21 protein-coding genes are annotated in these 18,934 nt (G+C 61.7%); 2 read left to right on the top strand and 19 right to left on the bottom strand.

What is annotated here, in order from left to right:
- Positions 1-52 precede the first annotated feature (52 nt).
- The 8 genes from LB553_RS20930 to LB553_RS20895 form a co-directional block, all read right to left on the bottom strand.
- Positions 53-2,074, bottom strand: coding sequence for a Druantia anti-phage system protein DruA (locus tag LB553_RS20930; protein WP_224516211.1), 2,022 nt, complete (start codon positions 2,072-2,074; stop codon positions 53-55).
- A gap of 11 nt (positions 2,075-2,085) precedes the next feature.
- Positions 2,086-3,654 (bottom strand): ATP-binding protein, encoded by a 1,569-nt coding sequence (locus LB553_RS20925; protein ID WP_224516210.1) that lies wholly within the window; start codon positions 3,652-3,654, stop codon positions 2,086-2,088.
- 314 nt (positions 3,655-3,968) lie between these two features.
- A complete protein-coding gene (locus LB553_RS20920) occupies positions 3,969-4,241 on the bottom strand; it encodes a DUF1403 family protein (RefSeq protein ID WP_224516209.1) in 273 nt (90 codons plus the stop codon).
- A 53-nt stretch (positions 4,242-4,294) separates the two neighbouring features.
- Entirely contained in the window at positions 4,295-6,259 is a 1,965-nt protein-coding gene (rlxS, locus tag LB553_RS20915) for a relaxase/mobilization nuclease RlxS (RefSeq protein ID WP_224516208.1), read from the bottom strand.
- Positions 6,260-6,511: 252 nt separating this feature from the next.
- Positions 6,512-7,132 carry a lytic transglycosylase domain-containing protein gene (locus LB553_RS20910; protein WP_412033367.1) on the bottom strand — a complete coding sequence of 207 codons (621 nt, stop codon included), beginning with the start codon at positions 7,130-7,132 and terminating at the stop codon, positions 6,512-6,514.
- On the bottom strand, positions 7,120-7,668 hold the full coding sequence (locus LB553_RS20905) for a S26 family signal peptidase (RefSeq protein ID WP_224516207.1): 549 nt from the start codon (positions 7,666-7,668) through the stop codon (positions 7,120-7,122). Before LB553_RS20905 ends, LB553_RS20910 begins: the two co-directional genes overlap by 13 nt.
- Entirely contained in the window at positions 7,665-7,904 is a 240-nt protein-coding gene (locus tag LB553_RS20900) for a helix-turn-helix transcriptional regulator (RefSeq protein ID WP_224516206.1), read from the bottom strand. The genes LB553_RS20905 and LB553_RS20900 overlap by 4 nt, the downstream gene beginning before the upstream one ends.
- A gap of 181 nt (positions 7,905-8,085) precedes the next feature.
- Complete coding sequence (locus LB553_RS20895) at positions 8,086-8,409, bottom strand: DUF736 domain-containing protein (RefSeq protein WP_224516205.1); 324 nt, start codon at positions 8,407-8,409, stop codon at positions 8,086-8,088.
- Positions 8,410-8,648: 239 nt separating this feature from the next.
- Here LB553_RS20895 and LB553_RS20890 point away from each other — a divergent pair, with 239 nt between their 5' ends.
- On the top strand, positions 8,649-8,807 hold the full coding sequence (locus LB553_RS20890) for a hypothetical protein (RefSeq protein WP_224516204.1): 159 nt from the start codon (positions 8,649-8,651) through the stop codon (positions 8,805-8,807).
- A gap of 140 nt (positions 8,808-8,947) precedes the next feature.
- On the opposite strand, the gene LB553_RS20885 is transcribed toward LB553_RS20890, so the two are convergent.
- The 5 genes from LB553_RS20885 to LB553_RS20865 form a co-directional block, all read right to left on the bottom strand.
- The gene (locus LB553_RS20885) at positions 8,948-10,678 is read right to left on the bottom strand and encodes a ParB/RepB/Spo0J family partition protein (RefSeq protein ID WP_224516203.1); all 1,731 of its coding nucleotides are present in this window, start codon (positions 10,676-10,678) and stop codon (positions 8,948-8,950) included.
- A 77-nt stretch (positions 10,679-10,755) separates the two neighbouring features.
- Positions 10,756-11,172: a DUF2958 domain-containing protein gene (locus LB553_RS20880; protein WP_224516202.1), complete on the bottom strand. Its 417-nt coding sequence runs from the start codon at positions 11,170-11,172 to the stop codon at positions 10,756-10,758.
- A gap of 14 nt (positions 11,173-11,186) precedes the next feature.
- Complete coding sequence (locus LB553_RS20875; protein WP_224516201.1) at positions 11,187-11,390, bottom strand: hypothetical protein; 204 nt, start codon at positions 11,388-11,390, stop codon at positions 11,187-11,189.
- Positions 11,387-12,352, bottom strand: a complete 966-nt coding sequence (locus tag LB553_RS20870; RefSeq protein WP_224516200.1) for an ArdC family protein — start codon at positions 12,350-12,352, stop codon at positions 11,387-11,389. The genes LB553_RS20875 and LB553_RS20870 overlap by 4 nt, the downstream gene beginning before the upstream one ends.
- A gap of 383 nt (positions 12,353-12,735) precedes the next feature.
- Positions 12,736-12,972 carry a helix-turn-helix domain-containing protein gene (locus LB553_RS20865; RefSeq protein ID WP_224516199.1) on the bottom strand — a complete coding sequence of 79 codons (237 nt, stop codon included), beginning with the start codon at positions 12,970-12,972 and terminating at the stop codon, positions 12,736-12,738.
- A gap of 121 nt (positions 12,973-13,093) precedes the next feature.
- Here LB553_RS20865 and LB553_RS20860 point away from each other — a divergent pair, with 121 nt between their 5' ends.
- A complete protein-coding gene (locus LB553_RS20860; RefSeq protein ID WP_263484157.1) occupies positions 13,094-13,375 on the top strand; it encodes a DUF2285 domain-containing protein in 282 nt (93 codons plus the stop codon).
- 13 nt (positions 13,376-13,388) lie between these two features.
- Here the strand turns inward: LB553_RS20860 and LB553_RS20855 are convergent, their stop codons facing one another.
- The 6 genes from LB553_RS20855 to LB553_RS20830 form a co-directional block, all read right to left on the bottom strand.
- Complete coding sequence (locus tag LB553_RS20855) at positions 13,389-13,994, bottom strand: DUF2285 domain-containing protein (RefSeq protein ID WP_224516197.1); 606 nt, start codon at positions 13,992-13,994, stop codon at positions 13,389-13,391.
- On the bottom strand, positions 13,909-14,202 hold the full coding sequence (locus tag LB553_RS20850) for a transcriptional regulator domain-containing protein (RefSeq protein ID WP_224516196.1): 294 nt from the start codon (positions 14,200-14,202) through the stop codon (positions 13,909-13,911). The genes LB553_RS20855 and LB553_RS20850 overlap by 86 nt, the downstream gene beginning before the upstream one ends.
- Before the next feature lie 40 nt (positions 14,203-14,242).
- On the bottom strand, positions 14,243-14,872 hold the full coding sequence (locus LB553_RS20845; protein ID WP_224516195.1) for an acyl-homoserine-lactone synthase: 630 nt from the start codon (positions 14,870-14,872) through the stop codon (positions 14,243-14,245).
- Positions 14,873-14,963: 91 nt separating this feature from the next.
- Positions 14,964-15,692: a LuxR family transcriptional regulator gene (locus LB553_RS20840; protein WP_224516194.1), complete on the bottom strand. Its 729-nt coding sequence runs from the start codon at positions 15,690-15,692 to the stop codon at positions 14,964-14,966.
- A gap of 384 nt (positions 15,693-16,076) precedes the next feature.
- Positions 16,077-17,840 carry an ABC transporter permease subunit gene (locus tag LB553_RS20835; protein ID WP_224516193.1) on the bottom strand — a complete coding sequence of 588 codons (1,764 nt, stop codon included), beginning with the start codon at positions 17,838-17,840 and terminating at the stop codon, positions 16,077-16,079.
- A 26-nt stretch (positions 17,841-17,866) separates the two neighbouring features.
- On the bottom strand, positions 17,867-18,907 hold the full coding sequence (locus LB553_RS20830; RefSeq protein ID WP_224516192.1) for an ABC transporter substrate-binding protein: 1,041 nt from the start codon (positions 18,905-18,907) through the stop codon (positions 17,867-17,869).
- Between the last annotated feature and the right edge of the window lie 27 nt (positions 18,908-18,934).

The following is an 18,934-nucleotide window of genomic DNA, read 5'->3' as shown; positions in this document are numbered from 1 at the left end:
TAGTTTTTGATTCTTTGCCGCGTAAGGCTAAGAAATTTCACCCCGATTGTCCTTATTCGCCAAGCGCAGTTAGTAGGTCGATCATCGGCTCGGCGTTCAAGCTGCGCTGCACGCTTTCCGGGCCGAGGACCTTCACCGCGGCTATGGTCGCATCGCGGCGAACGCGACCGTCCAGCCATCGACGCCGCCATGCTGCCGAGATCGCATCGGCGGAGGCGGCGTGGGTCTCGATCGATGCCAGGCTCATTAGCGAATTTCGCGAGCTTCCACTGAGTTCGCAGGCGTAGAATAACCGAGGGGTGGCATGGTGGAGAATGCTATGGCTTGCGATGCCTAGTGCGTCCAGCCCCTCCCTGATCTGTCGCAGGCGCGGGCTTGTGCCCTCACCAAACCGGTTGTTCACGCGGCGAGAGGTGTGCAGGCTCTGCGCCATTAGCCGAAGGGCGTGGGCGGTATCTTGGCCGAGATGCAGCGTGCCAAAGCCACCGGTCTTGCTCCGCCCGATCGAGTCCCATCGTAGATCGTGCGTCAAACCCTCGTGCTCGATCGCCCGGAGGCTGAGCCGATTGTATTGACTCGATCCTACCCCATAGAGGCTGGTCGTCGTGAGGACGCACAAGTCAGCAGGCTTCGAGATCGCTCGTCCGGCCATCTGCGACGCGATCACACTCACCTGGCCGCCGTATCGTTTGGAATAATGATCTCGGACCTCCTTGGACGCCAGCAAGAGGGCCACGAGCTTGCCGCCAAGCAGTTCATTGTAAGGAGCGACCGCTCCACAGATGCTTACGTCGGCCACGCGGCTGGAAAGTCCGGCCTTTCTAAACTCGGTCAGCACAATGTCGATGGCACGCTGTCCGCTTCTTGCGGAAAGAAGTTGGTCGAGGGCGGACGAGGGATCTGAATCGAGGTCGGCCGCCCGAAACATTTGCTTTGCGAACAGCAGTTGAGCGAGCAGTTCGGCTCTCTTCCGCACGAAGAGCAGGTCTTCGGAAGCCCTGACCCAATCGGTATCGGCCCCGACCACCTTGACGGCTCCGCGCATCGGGCGAACCCGATCCCCCTCTTGAAGGCTGGTTTGGTAATGTACCTTCAATTCGAGATCCCGCGCATACGCGGCGCCGGACGCCTTTTGCTCGAGGCGCAGGATCGTGTTCTCGCTCGGGCTTTCGATCTCGTCCGGCCGCGCCAGGTCGTCCCAACGGACCTCCTCAATCGACGAATTCAGTCGATCGAGGAAAGCCTCCGCGAGGCATGCGGGGTCCCACAGACCCGACCGGAGATTTTTCTCTGTCGACTCCCGCAGCCAACCTATCCAGTTGTCTCGCGCCGAGAGCCGCATGACGGGACTCGCCAGCATCGCGATTCCCATGACGGGTCGTCCTGAGCGCGCGGCGTTTCTGATCAAAACCAGCAACTGGCGCCCGGGAATCGGACGATACTCGTGCGCCCAGGTATGACGGAAGTAACGCCAGATTTCGTTTAACGGCAGCCCAGTCTCAGAACATTTCGCTCCCGCTTGGCAAACCTCGACCACCGGATCGATCAATCGTGCGAGAGCTACATCGCGGTCGGCCGCCGGCAGTTGATTGATCGCTTCCAGATCGTCCCCTAGCGCTGCCCCATCATCGATGAGATCGAGCACAGAACTGCGCACGCCTGGCTTACGCAGCGTCCGCCGCCCCATCCGTTTGATGAAGTTCGCCACGGAGGGTTCGGACAACTGGCGACGGCGAGCGAGTTGGAGGGCGGATCGAATTCGAAGCTTGATATCGTCGACAGTCTGGTCGGGGCTCGTTTCGATTCCAGGCGCTTTGAAATGCAGCCCATTTCCTTCGAAAGCGACATGCCACCCTTGATCCAGAAGGTCCGCCACCAGCAGGCAGATGGCGCGCAGCTTGCTGCTATCGCCCTCGTCCACATATCTTCGGGCAAGTTTGCGAAGACTCTGCGCGAAACCGGGAGGTGTCGGTCCAGTAAAGTTGAGAAGCTCGTGGAGTTCCTCACGTTCCTCGGGGGCAAGAAACGGCGTGAACGGCCGTAAATTCAACCGATCAAGCTCATATTCTGCCATGACTTCCCCCTTTACGACCGCCCACGGGTCTTCACTGTCACTTTCGGCGCCTCTGCGCCAGCCGGCAGCGGCAGGTGGCCAGCGCGCATGTCGGAAGCCCATTCTCTCAGCAAGCTGTCATAGTCGGCGGCGTGTTCAGCGCGACCGAGCCTAATCCGGACAAGGATTTTCGCCAAGAGAGCATCCAGGGCGGCTTCAGGCGCAAACTCTCGAAGTATGCGGCCAGTCAGAACCTTTACATCCAGTGGGGAGGCAGGTTCGATTGCATGAGATTTCGTGCTTGAGGGAGAGGCGACCACCGAGGTGGAGGTCGACGCGACAGCAGGTCGCGAAGCAGTTGTGCGGTCTGCTTTCGCAGAACGCACCTTTTGCCGCAGATGTTCGATTGCCTTGGGCAAGCCGGCCGCGCGAAGCAAGTCCCACATCTCGCGCGAAAGCGACACCTGCTGCTTCGCGGTGGTGACACCGAACGCCTCGTCTAGGCCTGCGGAAAACTCGATCTCAACGCGGATATATCGATCGTTGTTGATGAACGTCGTCCAAGGCGTCCGACTCTGAATGTCCACGATCCGTCCATTTCGGCTGAAGATGATGCCGTGATAGTGCTTCAGGATGGGGAATCGCGAATTGGCGTTGATGCCGATTGCGTCGCGGCTCTTATCAATCGCGCCAAAAGAAGGCGGCAGCCATGCATACCGCAGCGTCACTGATCCGCGCGCATCACCCAGTTCACCATCTATCGTCATGGTGACCGAATCGAGCGCATGAGCGTGATCTTCGTCCAGGCCAAATAGTTCGGCGTCAGGGGACAGGAACAGCGGGTCGATTGGACGGACCCTTTCCCCATCGATGTAGATCGACGTCGCCCGAAGCAGCTTGTGATAGGCGACCCCGAAATGCCGGACCAGATTGCGACGCAGGCCCGCCGCGGTGGTCCAGTCCAGGCGGTCCAACTTGTCTATGACCACGACCGTTCCGGACTTCCATCCACCCGGATGGCTTTGCGCAAGTGCGTTGCTAACAAAGTCTGGCAAGTGGGCGCGACGCGCTGGTGGGATTTCCAATTCGCCATCGTTGTTTCGGTAGGCGTCGTTATCGAGCAGATCGAGATCAAGAGTGACAACGTGGGTCGCGCCGCGTTCAACTTTCGAATAGATCGAGAAACGGCGCCCCATGCTGACGGTCGCGCAGGGAAGCCCGTATCCGAACCTTCCCAGACCTTCGCGATCATTCTCTCTGTGAGTCCCGCCCCACATCATGGCAAACCGCAACATTGCAGGTGCCATTCCATGTCCATCATCGACAACTGCCAATTGGGTCGGCCTAGCAGTTGATCCCTCGCTCGCGAAGTTGAAGAGCAGATCTACCCGTTCCGAATAGGCTTGGATTGAATTGTCGACGAGTTCGGAGAGCGCCTCCAGATTGCTCTTGTATCCGATATGCCTGATGCCGCGGATGAATGCTTCGGGGACGAATAGATTTAGGTTTCGGTCTCGCGCTTTGGCCTCGCAATAACGCCGTTGCTCAGAGATCACTTTGCGAGTTCTCAGTGCTCCATCCATATCATCCCCCACGTCCATCTTTGCGTATCTTAGCTAACCCAACAAGCTGTCGGGTAGCTGGAAAGCCCTTACATCAGTCCAGCGTTCTTGGCTCTTTTCGTGATCGATAATCAAGGCGCCATATCCTGTTCAAGCCCATTCAGCCGTTCAACGCGCGCCTCGGCAAAGTCCCATCATCCGTTACGCCACCTTGGTCCCCAAGCATACCGGCATCCTCGAGCGCTTCGAGACCAGGCTTTGGGATTGTTTCGCACGTCTGGCCATCGTCACAACCCGTAGAGCCGAGAGGCCGGGCGGCGGCTGGGCTCACGCACCGCGCCCGGTTCCTGCAGCTATTCGAACAAGCCGCCGCGCCGCGCGCCCCGAGAGTTTGGCGCTCGACCACCACCAGGCAGCGCATCGTCCTCGAGCAGCAGCGTCACCACCTCGGCCGAGCCCTTGGCCCGCAGCTTCGGCGCCACCTCAATAAGCTGCCGGGCACGCGTGCTGAGGTTGGCGCCGAGGTCGCAGGCCTCGGCCCCGCCTGGGCATAGGCGACTAGCACCGCCCTGCCCCAGCCTTCGCTGCCCGGCCGGATGCGTCAGCGCGGCTCGTCGGCCTTGCATCTGGCGGCGTTGACTTGCCCGATGAGCCGGGAGGACGGTGCCGTGCTACCATGTCACAAAACGCTCGGGCCACTCCTTTGCCGTCCAATCGTCCACGAAATCCCCTCTCTCTGTACGATCCCAGTCACCTGCTTGCCCATATGCCGATCCAGCACCGGCCGCCACGGCACGAGTGTGAACTCGCGTGACTTCTCGATCACGGCGTACCTGCCGCTGGCAAGCTCGACCGAACGGCGCAGCGTCCCGTCTACCCGATCTCCCGGCTTCGCTTCGGAATACGAGAGACGGAGCTCATCCGAGAACTGACTCGCCACACGGTTCAGCTCGCGCTGGCGCAAGACCGAAATCATGTTGGCGCGATAGACGATCCGGTCCTGCTCTTCACGCGCCAGACCTTCCGCAATCAACCACTGCCGCCGGCGGGCTTGCGCCTCCCGCACCTCGCGTCCGAAGCCGGAATCGCGCAATGCCTCCGGCCGATCCGAAACCAGCTCCCTGTCGATCCAGGTCGCGCCGTCGAAACTGACCTGCTTCTCCAGCACCATCGACGAGAGCTTGTCGACAACGACAGGCTCCGCCCTCGCCCGCTGGCGCTCGTAGTCGGAGACACGCTGGAGATGATCCGGCGCGATGATCCAAGTCCCGTCTGGCTGGCGCTCCACGCCACCGGTGGCACGGCGTATCGCCTCGAGCCGTCGGACGTGCGTTTCGGCAAAGCGTTCGGTGGCGGAAGGGTCATGTTTCAGATGAATGTCGACGTTGTAGCGCCCGCCATTGGCCGCGGCGGTGTCGGCGATGGTGCGATCGACCTGTCTGGGCTCGGTGTTCCGAGGCCTGACACGGACGATGCAATTGTCAGGCGTCGGATCGGTGGCCTCGCCTTTGCCGATGTCGATATAGTGACTCTTGCCATCTAGGCCGTCGACAATGAGGTAATGGCGGTCATTGATTTCATCGGCCAGCCCTCGCGCAATAACGCGGCCGACCATGGGTTCGGTATTCTGCCCCGCATCGTAGACAACACAATCGGCACCGCGCGTGAGCCCCTTGCTGGTCAGTTCGCGATGCATGGTCTTGATGATATCGCCGCGCTCTCCAATGCGGCGCAGCGTTGCTTCGAGCCTTTCGTCCAGCCGCCAACGACCCGGGGCGGTCTCCTCGGCAAGTCCCATGCGTTCCAGCTTGCGCAGACGGCCTTGGTGCAGCGTCTGGCGAAACGCATCGCGGCTGACCGGCGAGACGAAGCCGTCACCGTCACGCACACGCAGCAACTGCCGGTCGACGCTGGTGAAGCGCTCCTGCTCCATTTCCTGGCGCAGGCGAAGCTCGATCTCGCGGTCGGTGCGTGGGCCGAGATCGAGGCTGACCAGTTCGGCCGCTCGCTCTCGCAAACCAGACGAAATGTATTCCCTCGCGATGACGAGATTTTCGCCGCAATCGTCCTTGCCGCGAACCATGATGTGGGTGTGCGGATGACCGGTGTTGAAATGATCGACGGCGGCCCAGTCGAGCTTGGTGCCGAGGTCCTTTTCCATTTGCGCCATGAGGCGTCGGGTCAGCGGCCTGAGGTCGTCATAATCGATGCCATCCTCGGGCGCGACGATGAACCGGAACTGGTGCCGATCGCCATGGGCGCGATCGAGGAACTCCGTGCCGTCGGCGCGATCCTTCTCTGCGCCATAGAGTTCGCCCGGCTCTCCCTCGCGCGTGACACCATCGCGCTGGAGATAGCGCAGATGCGCACGCGCCCCGTCAACACCCTTGCCGACCAGCTTGACGATGCGCGCCTTCACCATCACCCGGCGCTGCCGGAAAGCAGCGTAGCGGTCACGTGACTTGAGCAGCGCAGCGGCCGCTCCGCCGCGCCCTGTCCTGCCTCCGGTGAAGCGGCCGCCACGCTGATATTTGCCCCCTGCCCGATTGATCGCCGACCGAAGCTGGTTTGCGTAGCGCTTGCCGGCCTTGGAGGCATTCGACCGGATCTTGCCAAGTCTGGGCGTGAACTCGTTTTCCTTCACGTGAAGCCTCCTGGAAATCTCGCGCCAGATCAAAGGGTTGTGGCCAACAGCCTCCAAGGCACGCGAACAGCCTCCGGCAAAAACGATGTGCAGACAAAGACTTGACCGCCTCCGGGAGGCGGTCCCTTTATCTTGCCTTCCGCGAACCTGCCCTCGCCCGCCTCCAATCAAGCCCGCCGCCCTGCTCTCACCTGCTGTCCGGCTGCTCCGATCCCGCTTGATCCGATCTAAGCGGGACTAGGATTTCGCTGTTCAGGCTGCCCACAGAAAGACCGTCCCGCAGGAAGAAGAGCGACCGCCCGGATGAGGCTTTCGGCGACTTAGCGGGCGGAGATTTGCCTCCGAATTCATCCAAATCCGCAGCCGAAACCCCGGCCGCATTGAGCTTTCTAAGATAGCCGACCGTCTCGGACGGCAGCGGTCGACCGCGCTGCAAATGATCGTCGTAACGCTCCGGCCCTGCGTTGTAGGCGGCGAACAAGCCGGGGACCCGAAGCGGTCATACATGGCGCGCAGATAGGCGGTTCCGGCCAGAATGTTGTCGCGCGGATCATAGGGATCGGCGCCGAGACCGTGCTCGATGCGCATCTGATCATAGGTTTTGGGCATCACCTGCATGAGGCCCATAGCGCCAGCGCGCGAGGTAATCGGACGCCCATAGAGCAGGGTCCTGCCGCTGCTCTCGGCCTCCATAACGGCGTAAATCCATATTTCGGGCACACGGAAACGTTGGCTTGCTTCAGCTACGAAGTGCTGCCACTTTCCAAGCTGTGGACTTATGGAGATGGCCACCGACTCAGCGCCGGTTGAGGCGGAACAGGCGCATGGCGCGACGGCGATCATGCCGAGCATCAGAAGGGTCACTCGGTCCATAACGGCTCGAGCCTCCCGATGATGTTTTCGGACGACACCGGCCCGAAATACCGGCTGTCGAAGGAGCGAGGGGCCTCGCCGTTCAGCAGGAAAAGCTCGTCAGCTGAGAGCACGCGGCACTCGTTCCACCAAGGCAGCGCTCGGCCTTGGCCGTCGGTCGCGAGCCGACGCGCGACGATTTTTCCGCCAATGATGATCGCCTCGTTGAAGGCGCAGACGTGCTCGCCCGGCAGCGCGGCAACGCGCTTTACCAACGGCACATTGCGAGGCAGATAGCCGCGATCAGCGGCGAGACCGGCGATGAATTCCGGTGCGCGGGCGAGCACCAGATCGCCACGCGCTGGCGCTCCAGCGACGACGCGATAGAGGCCGATCGGCGCGCTGGCCGAGGCGTTCCAGACGAGCCAGGGCGTTGGTCTGGCGAAGGCCGTAAAAGCAATGAGACCCAGGCTAAGCGCCGTCGCGGCGATCACTTTTCGGGCGCGAACTCTCCGTAGCCTACTGCCTATCAGATGGATGGATGGACGCCAGCTCATGAGCGGCCTCCATCAGTGGAACCGGTCTCGTTCTGGCGGCCTTTCGACCACTCGTCGAGCTCGTCGATGTGGTAGCGGACGTAGCGGCCGTGCTTGCGGAATTTCGGGCCAGCGCCCTTGATCCGCATCTTTTCCAAGGTCCGTTGGGAAAGGCCGATATAGAAGGCAGCCTGCGCCGTGTTGAGAAACGGGCTGCCCTTCTTGGCGCGGGCGGCGCGTTCGTTTTCGTCGTCCATGATGATCCTCGTTTCGCCGATGGAAGGCGACAGCGAGGATCGGCGAGCGAGAGCGTCTGCGGGACGGGCGAAGAGTCGGTCGGGAGTTTTCGCCGCCCCTTCGGGCGGCTCTGTCCAGCTGGAATTCCGGCCGGGCGAAAGCCCCCGCGCCCGCGGCGCGAGGGGCTCTCGGCACTGCCGATCAGTCGACCGGGTTCCAGATGATGGCGTAGGTCTCGTCGTCATCCTGGCCGGCGGCACGGCCGAGATTGGCGTAGAGTTTGCGCGGGCCGAACTCGGGTGCGGCGATCGACAGGCTCACATAGTCTTTGCCGGAAGCCTCGCCCGTGCGGACCCAGCCGGCGCCTACCTCGACGCCTTGAGTCAGCACCCGGAAGTCGGGATGGGTATCGGCGCTCTTGGTCTGGTTGGGCACGATGGCGATGTCGGCGCGGACGCTGAGTGTCTTGAGCTGGCCCTTGTAGCCGCCGTTTTCCTGCTTGGTGACGTATCCGATCGCGGTCATTTGAAGTCTCCTTTGGCGCTCGCCGGGGACCATTCCCCTGCGATGGCTGACCGTGATGGGCGCGTCCGGCACGCCCGAACCCGATAGGGTCGCAGCGGCAGCGGAGGACCCGAGCAGGCGGCTTTTTTGCAGCGAAGCGGCGCGAGGAAGCCGCCGCAGGCGGCGGGGAAAAAAGTTGCTGGCGAGGGTTTCGGGCGTGGCCGGATCCGCCCATAGGTCAACAAGCCAGCCGCAGGGGAATGGCCTTCGGTGAACACATGGAGACAGGCCAGAAGCGCGGTCGCTGCGGCACCGAGCAGGTCAAAACGGCCACAGGATTGCGAACGCCTTATGCCCTGCCGACCATCATCCTGGCCAAATGGACACACGCCAAAACCCGCTATCCGGACGAGGTTTGACGCTCAGATTGGGAAGGACGCGCCGGTCCCAACGGAGCGACGCAGTGCTGGTGCTTGGACAGGCTCCGTCGCCGTTTCAAGCTGGCTGAACGGGCAAGCGACGGCGGTGCAAAAGCGCGCCGCCGCCGACCTTGCGATGATCACTCGGACACGAACAGCGCCCGGACCTTCGACCACTGATCGGCGGTGCGGAAGCCACCGCGATCGGTGTAGCTTTCGACCGGGAATTTCATCCAGCGCGGCAGCCAACCGTCGGCTTTTTGCCTGCCGTTCTCGCCAGAAAGGAAGTCGCTGATGATCTTCTTTTGCGTCTTCACCTTCTCCGAGACGTTGCTGTCCGCGACCATTTTGCCGCCGACATCGGCGAGCATTTGATTGGCAACTTCCCTGTCACGCAACAGCTCGAAGAAGGCAGCATCCGGCTGCCAGTAGTCGGTCATGTTGACGTTGAGATGATTGCCGAGCGCTTCGACAACGGCGCTTCCCACACCAAGCGTTTCGGCCATCACGATGGCTAGCACGCGCATGACATCGTCATCGGAAAGCGCAAGCAGCCGAGCGAAAATGCTGGCGGTGGCAAAGTCGTCGCCGTTGCCGCCGGCAATGGGACCGTCCTCGTCGATCGCGCCGATCAGCGCCAGAACCTCACGGCGTTTATGGGCGAAAGCGGCTTCGGCCTTGCAGCCGGCGATGCTTGCAGCCACCGTTTCGTTAGCGGCGCGCTGCGGCTCGACGCGCACTTGCCACAGGCTCGAGCCTGTAATGGCATGCGCCACCATCAGGCGCAGTGCCGTGCCCGGATGGTCGAGCAAGGTGGTGCGAACGGTGGCGTGGCGATGCAGATCGATATAGTTCTGCATCGGGCCGCTGAGTTCAGGCCGTGACGGCTTGGCCGGTGTCTCGGCCTGCTCGCCACCCTCGTCGTTTGAGCGGGCGCGACGGGCTTCCTTGCGCGACAGGTAGCCCTCATGGGCCTCGACCTCGCCGCGCTGCGAGACGGTGATGATGACCTTGCCGCCCTTTTTCTTGGGCGTCTTTTCATAATCCCACGAATGGAAATACTGGCCCGGTTCGAGCACCACCACCTCGGCCCAGCCGGCTTCAAGATAGGCGTCGCGCTTTGCGGCAATCGCCTCATTCTGCTTCTGCCAGAACAGGTCGGCATCGGCGAAGTAGCTGTCCTCGCCGAACAGGTCGGAGACGATCAGGCCGGCATAGTCCTCGATGGCAAACAGCGCCACCTTGGTGGAGATCGACTGGCCGCCGAACAGCCATTGCTTCAACTGCCAGCCGCGTGGCGCATGTTGATCTGGGTCGGCGAACAGCGCCAGCCACTCCTTCTGCTGCGCCTTCGATGCCATGGTGAGATGGCGCACGGTTTCCGTGTCGATCTCTTCACGTCGATAGGCCTCGCGTATCTTTGGCAACAGATCGCCGAGCGCCAGAATCCGTTTCACCTGATGCTCGGTGATCCCGAATGTGGCGGCGACATCGGCAACGCTGCGCCCCTGCCCGCTCAGCCGCGAAAACGTCTCCCATTGCGAGACTTCATCGGGGTCGAGGCGGGCGATGTTCTCGATCAACGAGGCTTCGAGCGCGTCGGCGTCGTCGCCGTCTTCCATGATCGCGCAGGGCAACGGCTCGGCCTCGCCACGCTCGTCGGCGACGGTCCTGGCCGCGAAATAGCGTCGCCGCCCGGCGACGATTTCGAAGGCGTCTGGCGCACCGTTGGGCCGCACCAGCAGCGGCACCAGCACGCCGCGCGCGCGGACTGACGGCAGGATGTCGGAAATGTCCGGCGCGCGCTTGGAATAGCGCATGTTGGCTGCTGAAATACTCAAATGGTCGATTGCGACATGAGCAAGCTGCATGGTTCTGTCTCCTCTTGCACTGGTTGAAAATGCCCTTTCCGCGAGGCCGGAGGCCGAGCGGCGGGCCGGTTTTGCGCCTACCGGCGCTGTTCCGCCGTGTTTGGCGGAAGCTCGGAAATGGGAATCGAAAGGGCTGCGGCGGCCTGCCGCAAAAGCCGTTCGGCCTCAGTGATGTGGCCGGCGGCACGTGCGGCCTCGGCATAGACCGAGAGCGGAAACCGCGCCGTGAAATACACGTCGCGCTCGATGCCGAGGCCAAGCGGACCTTTGACCGCTCCAAGCTCGGCGAGGCTGACGCTGCCGAGTTCGGGGTAGCCGAAACCGAGGTCGCAAAGGCCGAACAGCGTATCGCCGTCCGCGTCAAGTTCGGTCAGGAGCCAGGTCGCTGCTCCGGTCGGATTGAACAGCTTCACGACCGGAACATGATCGGTCTCGGTGTCGGCCGCGCCATTGGCCATCAGCCTGGCGCGTAGTTCATCGGTGATCAGGATCATGACAGAGCTCCTTGTCAAAACAGGTCGAGTTGATTGCGTGCGGCTTCATCGAAGAGGCCGATGTCGAGCGGCTTTTGCGCCGCACGCGGCCGCATGGGTGCGTCCATCAGGAGGTTGAGCCGGTCGCGCACGGTAATTGGCCGGACGCCAGGAACGAGCGTCTGCTCGCCTGCCGGTGTCGGCTCCGACTGCAGGGAACAAGGATCGCGCGTACTCATGCCGCGATCTCCCCAAGGTCCTCCGCGTCAGCAGCGCCGGCACCGAAAGCGAGCAGGAAATCGGCGGCTTTCGAGGCTAGGCTGGCGGCGCGGAAGATGGCGCGGTTGTCCTCGCGCAGCACAGCTAGCCATGAGCCGATGTAGTCGGCGTGGCGCACGGTCGGTTCGATGCTGAGCGTGGAGCAAACAAAAGCTGCGGCGATCTCGGCGACCAGCTCCTCGCGGGCATAGGCCTTGGATCCGAACGAGCTGGACAAGTCACGGGCGAGCCGCGTCGGGTGTCCGGTCCAGTGGCCAAGCTCGTGGAAACCCGTGCGGTAGTAGTCGATCTGCTCGAAGAATGCGGGCTGCGGCGGCAGCTGTATGAAGTCGCCGGCAGGCATGTAGAACGCGCGATCGCCGCCGATGCGGATATCCGCGCCAGACGCGCGAATAAGAGCCTCCGCCTGCGGAATGATCTCGCGTTCGGGCAGCGGCTCGGCGTGAGCGTAGAGTTGTTCGGGCAAGCCATCGCACTGCGCGACGTTGAAGACCGTGAAGCGCTTGAGAAAGGGTACGGCCTGCGGCTCGTCGCCGTCAGTCTTGGCCCGCTCCTTCTCGCCTTTCGGAACGAAGCGGTCGGCATGCACGATAGTCGTGCCGTGCTCGCCCTTCCGGACATTGCCGCCCAGCGCAAGCGCCTGCCGGAAGGTGAGCCAATTCTGGCCCGGGAAACCGCGCTCGATGACCGCGCCCCACAGGATCAGGATATTGATCCCCGAATAGCTCCGCCCCGTGGCGGCGTTCTTCGGCAGGCCAAGGGAGGCATTCGCCTTCCCCCAAGGCTGGACCCAAGGCACGCAACCCCGCTCCAGATCGGCGATGATGCGGTCGGTGATTTCAGAATAGAGGCTGGCCCTCGGCGGCTCGCCCTTCTTCCCACCAGCTTCGCCACGGGCACGATGTTTGCCGGTCTTGCGCATGATCTGATCTCCGTTCGCACTCTCGCTGCGCCCTTCCCCGGAAGCGGGGTGGGCGGCGAAAACGACCGGAAAGGCCTGCCGTCAGAGGCGGCCGGCATCCGCAGGGCCGGAACGAAGTGGAGGACCCGGAGCTAAAGCGGAGGGTTGCGGGCCGCCGCGGCGGGCCTAGAAGGGAGAGCCGCCCACCCCGCGCCGCCGGGAAGGCCAACCCAAAAAGACAGCGCCGCACAAAGGGCGGCGACCGTCACAGCCCGCAAGGGCTGCCCGCGCCAGGGGGCGAAGCCGTATGGCCGAGACCGCCCGAGCTTGTCGAAGAAAAGCGGACTCGGTTCACGAGCACCTGGTGCGCGCCATCAGGCGCGCAGGCGCTCCGATGAGACTGGTCACAGCCGACGTACTTGAGCGAGGAGCTCGCACGGATCGATTTCGAGAACCTCGGTGAGGTCGAGAAATTCAATGACGTCCAAGCGGCGTTCGCCGCCTTCATATTTAGCTACGAAGGATTGCGGACGGCCAAGGACTTCGGCGACCTGTGACTGGGTCAGGCCTTTGTTCTTGCGCGCCGCTACCAGCTCTTTCAACAGGCGAAGCTGGCGAGGCGATCGAAGGGATCTTGGCATCAGGCGAACCGGTCAGGAAGGAACCGGCTCACCGACTAATCCTAGTTTCGGATTATCCCAGTTTAGGATACAATGCGCGCGTATGGGTGGAAGAGAGTTCGAGTGTAAGACGAGGCGAGAGTTGGAAGACAGACCACATCAGGCGCTTAATCAAGCCATTGCCGTTGCGGATGAAGTCCCCTGGGCGGACAGCCTGACCGCTTACGACAACGAGCATTTTGCGGTCTATCTCAGGCTCCTCGACGCGTGCGCCGACAATGCCAGCGAGGAGGAGATGGCGCAGACCGTATTGGGCATCGATCCAAGGCAGGAGCCAACTCGCGCCCGCAAGGCTGTCCGTAGCCATCTGGACAGGACGCACTGGCTAATCACCAGCGGGTATAAGGAGCTGTTCGCAGACTAAATGGCCAGAGCCGCTACAGAAGAAATTGCCTATATCCGCCGTTCATGAGCGAGCGCCCGCGTCTGACCGCTCGACGCACGATGTCACGAAGATGATCACCGGGATCAGCCCAGTCACCATCGACACGGGCCTTCCCGAACAAACCGACACCGATCTCGCGATGCCGAGCGCCGGCAATGGAGCCGTCGAGCGCGCGCAGAACCCAGCGCAACCGCACACGCCGGGGCTCCGCTGGAAAGAACCTCGCGGGCAGCCTCCCGGTCGACCGTAGGTTGTTCAAGCATTCAAGACCATGCAGACGTTGCCTTACCTCCGCAGGAGACCAGAGGACGCTGGCGGTCAATCGCGCAGGCTCGAAGAGCGTTGCGCCGGAGACTGTCAGTTGGAGGGTCCTGCCACCATCGGTGAACAAGACCTGTTGGTGTCCATCCCCTGCAAGGAGTACGGAGACCCGGCAAGAGAGCGCTGAGAGATCGAAGGCGTCAGCAATGCGCGAGCGTTGCGCGCGTTCGGCGGCAACAGGCAGCACGTGGCTACATAGGCCAGGGCTCCAGAAGACGCTGGCATGACTGTGGATCGAGCTGGCAAAAAAGAAGCCCCCATCGTGAAAGATCGACATCCTGCGGCGACAGCACGGTGAGGGAAGTTCCTGATGTTAATTCAGAACGGTGCGCATGACGAAGCGCGTCCTCCACATCGTTCTGGAAATGATGATTGCGCCTTAGAAACTCCCAGGCCCAACCCCGGCTGGTAAGCTGCGCCGTATAGTCATATGTGCTGCTGTCCTGCCAGTCAGGATAGGCAGGACCGAGATCTGTCTCGTCCATTGCACCGCTTCCAGCTGCGGGAGGAAATCACATTCAAAGGTCAGGGGACCTTGATTGCCGGTGCCCAAAGCACCGGACCTCTGATGCCACCATTGCTTCGGACGACTGCCAGGCTGCCAGGAGAGACGTCGAGATAGCCGGCGACAGCACGGGTGTTGCCGATCGTCCGCGGATCGGACAGGCGCTCGAGTGGCCAGCCAGCGCGACGCAGGATCCGCTCAATGCGCAAATCCGTCACGGTGACGATGCTGCGCAGATCGCGTGACAGACCGAACTCGATCATTCCGGCGAACAGCTCGTAGGTGGCAAGCGCTATGCCTGCCACTTTCGGCGCGGAAGTCGGAACATCAAGCGCGAAACGGCTGCTTTCCCAAATTCGTGGATCCTCCGGCGCCCGGCGATCACCAAGAAGGATGGGGAAGCTGTCACGCAACATCGTCGGGCCAGTGGTTGGCAACAGACGCACGCAGCCATCGATGCCCCCGGTCGGAGCCCTCAGCAGCAGATAATGAGGGCGGCCCCCCGCATCGAAGGTGTCGACTTCGTAGCCATTGTCGACCGACACATCCCAATCGAGCCGATCCTTGAACACACGATGCCGCAGACGGTGCATCTCCTCGAGCTCGTCGGCGAATTCAGCGTAGCTGTCCGGTGTAATCAGCAGCATCATGACGGCCTCTCCTCGCATGAAAGATGCCTGCGATTTGAGATGAAGGCCGGAGCCGCTACAACCTGTGCATGTATACAGGTTGATCAGGTTTTTACGTGTCGTCCGATGGCTTGGACATCGCAAACCGAATGGCCGCCTGGGTGACGGTCCGCACGCCTAGCTTCTTCTTGGCGTTGTCGAGATGAAAGGCCGCGGTGCGCTGACTGATGCCCAGGATTTCGCCGATTTCCCAGGCTGACTTGCCTTGTGAAGCCCACTGGAGGCACTGAGTTTCCCTACTTGATAGAGCAACTCCATCCACCGTTCGGTCGGTCGTCAGCCTACGACGCGCCTGGATGTGGAAGAAGATGGCTATCAGTTCCAGCGCGCGCTCATATCGGTCAATGACCCGGAAGAACAGTGGCTGCCTTTCATCGGAGGCGAAGGTAAGAGCGGCAAACAGACCGCGGCGGTCATGGATGGGGATCGTAAATCCGCTGCGGAGGCCGAATTGGTTCGCCTCATCCATCAGCCGTCGTTGTGGAGGCGACAAATCGAGGCCGCCGCCGTTCGCATCCCAGCGGAATATTTCCTGACGACGACGCGCCTGATCAACCACTGGATCCACATCTTCATAACGTCTGTGAAGATAGTGAGACGTCCACGGCTGAGGATAGGTGGAGATCAGATCCGTCGCGCGGCCCAGCTGGAGCGAGGGGAAGAGGTAGGCGAATAACGGGATATCGAGCGAAGAAGCCGTCTCAGCCAGGGCATCGTGAAGATCCACTTTGTCAACGCTGCCGGTAAGCTGCTCGGCAAACCTGTGGAAGAGTTCATACATGCCTAGTGTAGCGCGGCTACCGGTTGCGACAGCTCGGTCATCTGCACGCCGGCGGCGACGTTGGCCCGAACAGCGCGCTCACGGCGATCAGCACGGGCTGCGACGCGTCGTTTTGCGCTCGAAATGAGTGCCGGTGGGTCACCTGGGAGGTATGAGGCCCACCGGCGTCCTGGCGCGCCGCCGTGCGGCCAGGATAGCGGATCGGAATTGGAATGATGTTCGACCGAGACACCCACGCTGTCCCCAGGTGACCGGCTGAGAGAAAGCCGGGAACTGACGGTCTGCCTTTGTTGTCCATCGTCAAAGTCAGTTGTTTCACTATTCACCTTGTCTCGATCGAAAAGCGGCATTCGCGTGAGGCGAGACCAAGACAATTGAGACCGGTCAAGGAAGGGGTTCAGGAGCGCTTTGCAACGTCAACGGAAGATTTTTCCGGCGCCCGAGGACGACCGCCATCCCCGCGATGACCACCACGCATGTCACTCCAAGCAGCATGGCGGAAACGGCCGCGGATTCGGGGCTGGTGTTGAAGCGAATGCCCTCCCAGAGCTTTCTCGGCAGGGTCTTGACCGACAGATTGCTGAGGAAGATCGAAGCAACGGATTCATCGAACGAAAGAAGCATCGCCAGCAAGGCACCGACAGCCAGGCCTGGAAGCAGCAATGGGAACGTGACCGTTCGAAAGATGCGCCAAGGATTTGCCCCAAGGCTTGCTGCTGCCAGCGACAGCCACGGATCGATGGAACTGTATGTCGCGGATGCGACCAGGTAGACCACGGGGAAGATCAGCACCGTGTGGGCTATGATGATGCCAGTCTCGGTATCTACCAGCCCGACGCGCGCGAAGGTCAGATAGGCGCCAAGCGCGAACACAACGCTTGGCACAGTCACGGGTGAAAGCACCAGAGCTTCAGCGGCGCCCTGAAACCGGAAATGACGCCCGAACCCGAGCACCGTAAGAATGGCCAGGACGAGGCTCAGGACGCAGGTCGCTGCGCCGATGCGCAGGCTGGTCAGTGCCGCCGCTAGCCATTCCTGGCTGCCGAGGATCTTCTCGAACCATCGCATCGAATAGCCGGGTGGCGGAAAGATGAGCACGTCCGCCGAACTGAACGATACCGGAATGAGCACGACGAGCGGAAGGAGAATGAAGACAGATATAGCGCCAAGATAGGCCGGTTGGACAAAGCGCGCGCCGAAGCGAACAAGGGCAGGAGTGCGAAGATGCGATTTAGGCGGTGCCGCCGGCCGGCGAAGAAGCGCCGTGTCCACCTGCTCTGCTTGCTGTTGCGGTACGCTGGGTGGTAGCGTCCCCGGACGCTGCCAACGCGACAAGTACCGCGCGATCATAGAGAATCCTACGACGATGATCGTGGCCGTCACCGCAAGTGTTATGCCGAGTGCCGCGGCGAAGGCCCAGTCAGCCCCGGTCTCGATTTCAGACTGAATCACCTGTGCGAGCATTTGCTGACGCTGATTACCGAGGAAGGCAGGCGCGATGAAGCTCGCCATGGTGAACAGGAAGATGATAATGACGCCGGATTGGATGCCGCGTATTGCAAGCGGCACGAGTATGCCTATCCAGGCGCGCAGCGAGTTGGCTCCAAGCGTATGAGCAGCCAGGAGAATGCGTCCGTCGACGCGCCGCAGCACACTCACGAGGGCAAAGACCATCATCGGGATCGAAGAATGCACCAGTGCGAGAACGACCGCCGGCTCGCTGAAGAGAAGCGGGAGGGGCTCCGATATCAGCCCCATTTTGAGAAGCGTCGCGTTGACAAGCCCCCGCTGTCCGAGGATCGCCAGCCAGGCGAAGGTCCGCACCAGTACGCTGGTCAAGAAGGGAACCAGCACCAACAGCCCCAAAAGCAGGCCCTTGATCCCGGTCGCCCGGCTTAGGAGCCACGCCAGGGGAAAGGAGACGACGAGCGTTATCGCGGTTGCTTCTAGACTGATGCGCACCGTCGTCCAGATGACCGTTCGATAGACCGGGCTTGCGAAAATGCGCAGGAAGCGCTCGGCCGCATGACCGCCGAACGCCTCCGGCGCGATATTCAGGAGCGGCAGGGCGAAGGCGAGGAGGAGCAGCAGGAGTACTGGCGTCAGTAGGAAAAACCGCTGCCAAACTATGAATCTGTTCCGCCTCATCTTGGTTTGCTCCTGTCCAGCCGCTGCTACTGCATGATGTACGAGTTCCAGCGGCTCTTCACAGAATCGCGGTTCTCGTTCCACCATTTGGCATCAAGCACAGCGCCGAGCTTCGCGTTGTCCGGATAGCTCGGCAGATCTTTGGCGACGGCGGGGTCGAGGAGCTTCAACGCGTCGACGTTCGTCGGTCCGTAGGGGATCTGCCGCGTGAGTTCCGCTTGCTGCGCAGGCTGTACGGCATAATTGATAAATTTCATTGCTTCCTGAACGTGGGGAGCACCCTTCATCACTACCCACCATTCAGTATCTGATACCGAATCGTCCCATCCGTACGCCCAGTTGGCGCCGGCCTTTATCGCGTTGTTGACTCGGCCGTTCGGGACGAAGGCCACGTCCACCTCGCCCTGCTGGATCAGCGCCTGGGTATCTGCGGCGCCCTTGAAGGCGACGATTTGGTCCTTGACCCGCCCGATCACCTTGAGGGCGCGGTCGACGTCCAGCGGATAGAGAGCGGCCGGCTTGACACCGTCAGCCAGCAACGCGAATTCGAGCGTGTACTCCGGTTCCAAGGTCACCGCGCGCCGGGCCTTCACCGAAGGATCGAAGAACTGAGCCGGGGTAAGTCCCTTCGGAAACTTGTCCTTGCTCCACGCGAGGTTCATGCCGAACTTGATATAGCCGACACCGTACTTCGTGCGGAACTCGGCCGGAATGCCGTCGGCCTTGATAATCGAATAGTCGAGCGGCTCGAGAAGCCCGTCCTTCACCTCATTCGCATGGGCCGAGCTCTCGGCCGAGACGACGTCCCAGCTGATATTGCCCCCCTCCTCCATCGCCTTCACCTTGGCGTAGCCCGAACCGGTGGTGCCTGTAACTTTAACACCCGTGGCTTTGGCATATGGCTCGAAGAAAGCCTTTGTCTGGGCATCCTGGAAGGAGCCGCCGTAAGAGGCGACCACGACTTCGGCCGGATCGGCAGCGGGCGCCGACTGCGCAAACAAGGTCACGCTGGCCGCAGCAAGCAAGCCTGCCGAGATGCCAATAGAGAGTCTGCTTTTTTGTTTCATTGGGTTCACTCCTCCACAAAAATCCGC

Origin of the sequence: Mesorhizobium sp. CA8, assembly GCF_020164955.1 — a bacterium.
Classification (GTDB): Bacteria; Pseudomonadota; Alphaproteobacteria; order Rhizobiales; family Rhizobiaceae; genus Mesorhizobium.
The sequence above is the reverse complement of the archived record's forward strand: the minus strand, read 5'-3'. Positions and strand labels throughout refer to the sequence as shown.

Excerpts from the sequence above, each read along its gene's own strand:
- LB553_RS20930 (WP_224516211.1), bottom strand. The coding sequence starts at position 2,074 with ATGGCAGAATATGAGCTTGATCGGTTGAATTTACGGCCGTTCACGCCG.
- LB553_RS20925 (WP_224516210.1), bottom strand. The coding sequence starts at position 3,654 with ATGGACGTGGGGGATGATATGGATGGAGCACTGAGAACTCGCAAAGTG.
- LB553_RS20920 (WP_224516209.1), bottom strand. The coding sequence starts at position 4,241 with ATGCAAGGCCGACGAGCCGCGCTGACGCATCCGGCCGGGCAGCGAAGG.
- LB553_RS20910 (WP_412033367.1), bottom strand. The coding sequence starts at position 7,132 with ATGGACCGAGTGACCCTTCTGATGCTCGGCATGATCGCCGTCGCGCCA.
- LB553_RS20905 (WP_224516207.1), bottom strand. The coding sequence starts at position 7,668 with ATGAGCTGGCGTCCATCCATCCATCTGATAGGCAGTAGGCTACGGAGA.
- LB553_RS20900 (WP_224516206.1), bottom strand. The coding sequence starts at position 7,904 with ATGGACGACGAAAACGAACGCGCCGCCCGCGCCAAGAAGGGCAGCCCG.
- LB553_RS20895 (WP_224516205.1), bottom strand. The coding sequence starts at position 8,409 with ATGACCGCGATCGGATACGTCACCAAGCAGGAAAACGGCGGCTACAAG.
- LB553_RS20890 (WP_224516204.1), top strand. The coding sequence starts at position 8,649 with ATGGCCTTCGGTGAACACATGGAGACAGGCCAGAAGCGCGGTCGCTGC.
- LB553_RS20885 (WP_224516203.1), bottom strand. The coding sequence starts at position 10,678 with ATGCAGCTTGCTCATGTCGCAATCGACCATTTGAGTATTTCAGCAGCC.
- LB553_RS20880 (WP_224516202.1), bottom strand. The coding sequence starts at position 11,172 with ATGATCCTGATCACCGATGAACTACGCGCCAGGCTGATGGCCAATGGC.
- LB553_RS20875 (WP_224516201.1), bottom strand. The coding sequence starts at position 11,390 with ATGAGTACGCGCGATCCTTGTTCCCTGCAGTCGGAGCCGACACCGGCA.
- LB553_RS20870 (WP_224516200.1), bottom strand. The coding sequence starts at position 12,352 with ATGCGCAAGACCGGCAAACATCGTGCCCGTGGCGAAGCTGGTGGGAAG.
- LB553_RS20865 (WP_224516199.1), bottom strand. The coding sequence starts at position 12,972 with ATGCCAAGATCCCTTCGATCGCCTCGCCAGCTTCGCCTGTTGAAAGAG.
- LB553_RS20855 (WP_224516197.1), bottom strand. The coding sequence starts at position 13,994 with ATGTCGATCTTTCACGATGGGGGCTTCTTTTTTGCCAGCTCGATCCAC.
- LB553_RS20850 (WP_224516196.1), bottom strand. The coding sequence starts at position 14,202 with ATGGACGAGACAGATCTCGGTCCTGCCTATCCTGACTGGCAGGACAGC.
- LB553_RS20845 (WP_224516195.1), bottom strand. The coding sequence starts at position 14,872 with ATGATGCTGCTGATTACACCGGACAGCTACGCTGAATTCGCCGACGAG.
- LB553_RS20840 (WP_224516194.1), bottom strand. The coding sequence starts at position 15,692 with ATGTATGAACTCTTCCACAGGTTTGCCGAGCAGCTTACCGGCAGCGTT.
- LB553_RS20835 (WP_224516193.1), bottom strand. The coding sequence starts at position 17,840 with ATGAGGCGGAACAGATTCATAGTTTGGCAGCGGTTTTTCCTACTGACG.
- LB553_RS20830 (WP_224516192.1), bottom strand. The coding sequence starts at position 18,907 with ATGAAACAAAAAAGCAGACTCTCTATTGGCATCTCGGCAGGCTTGCTT.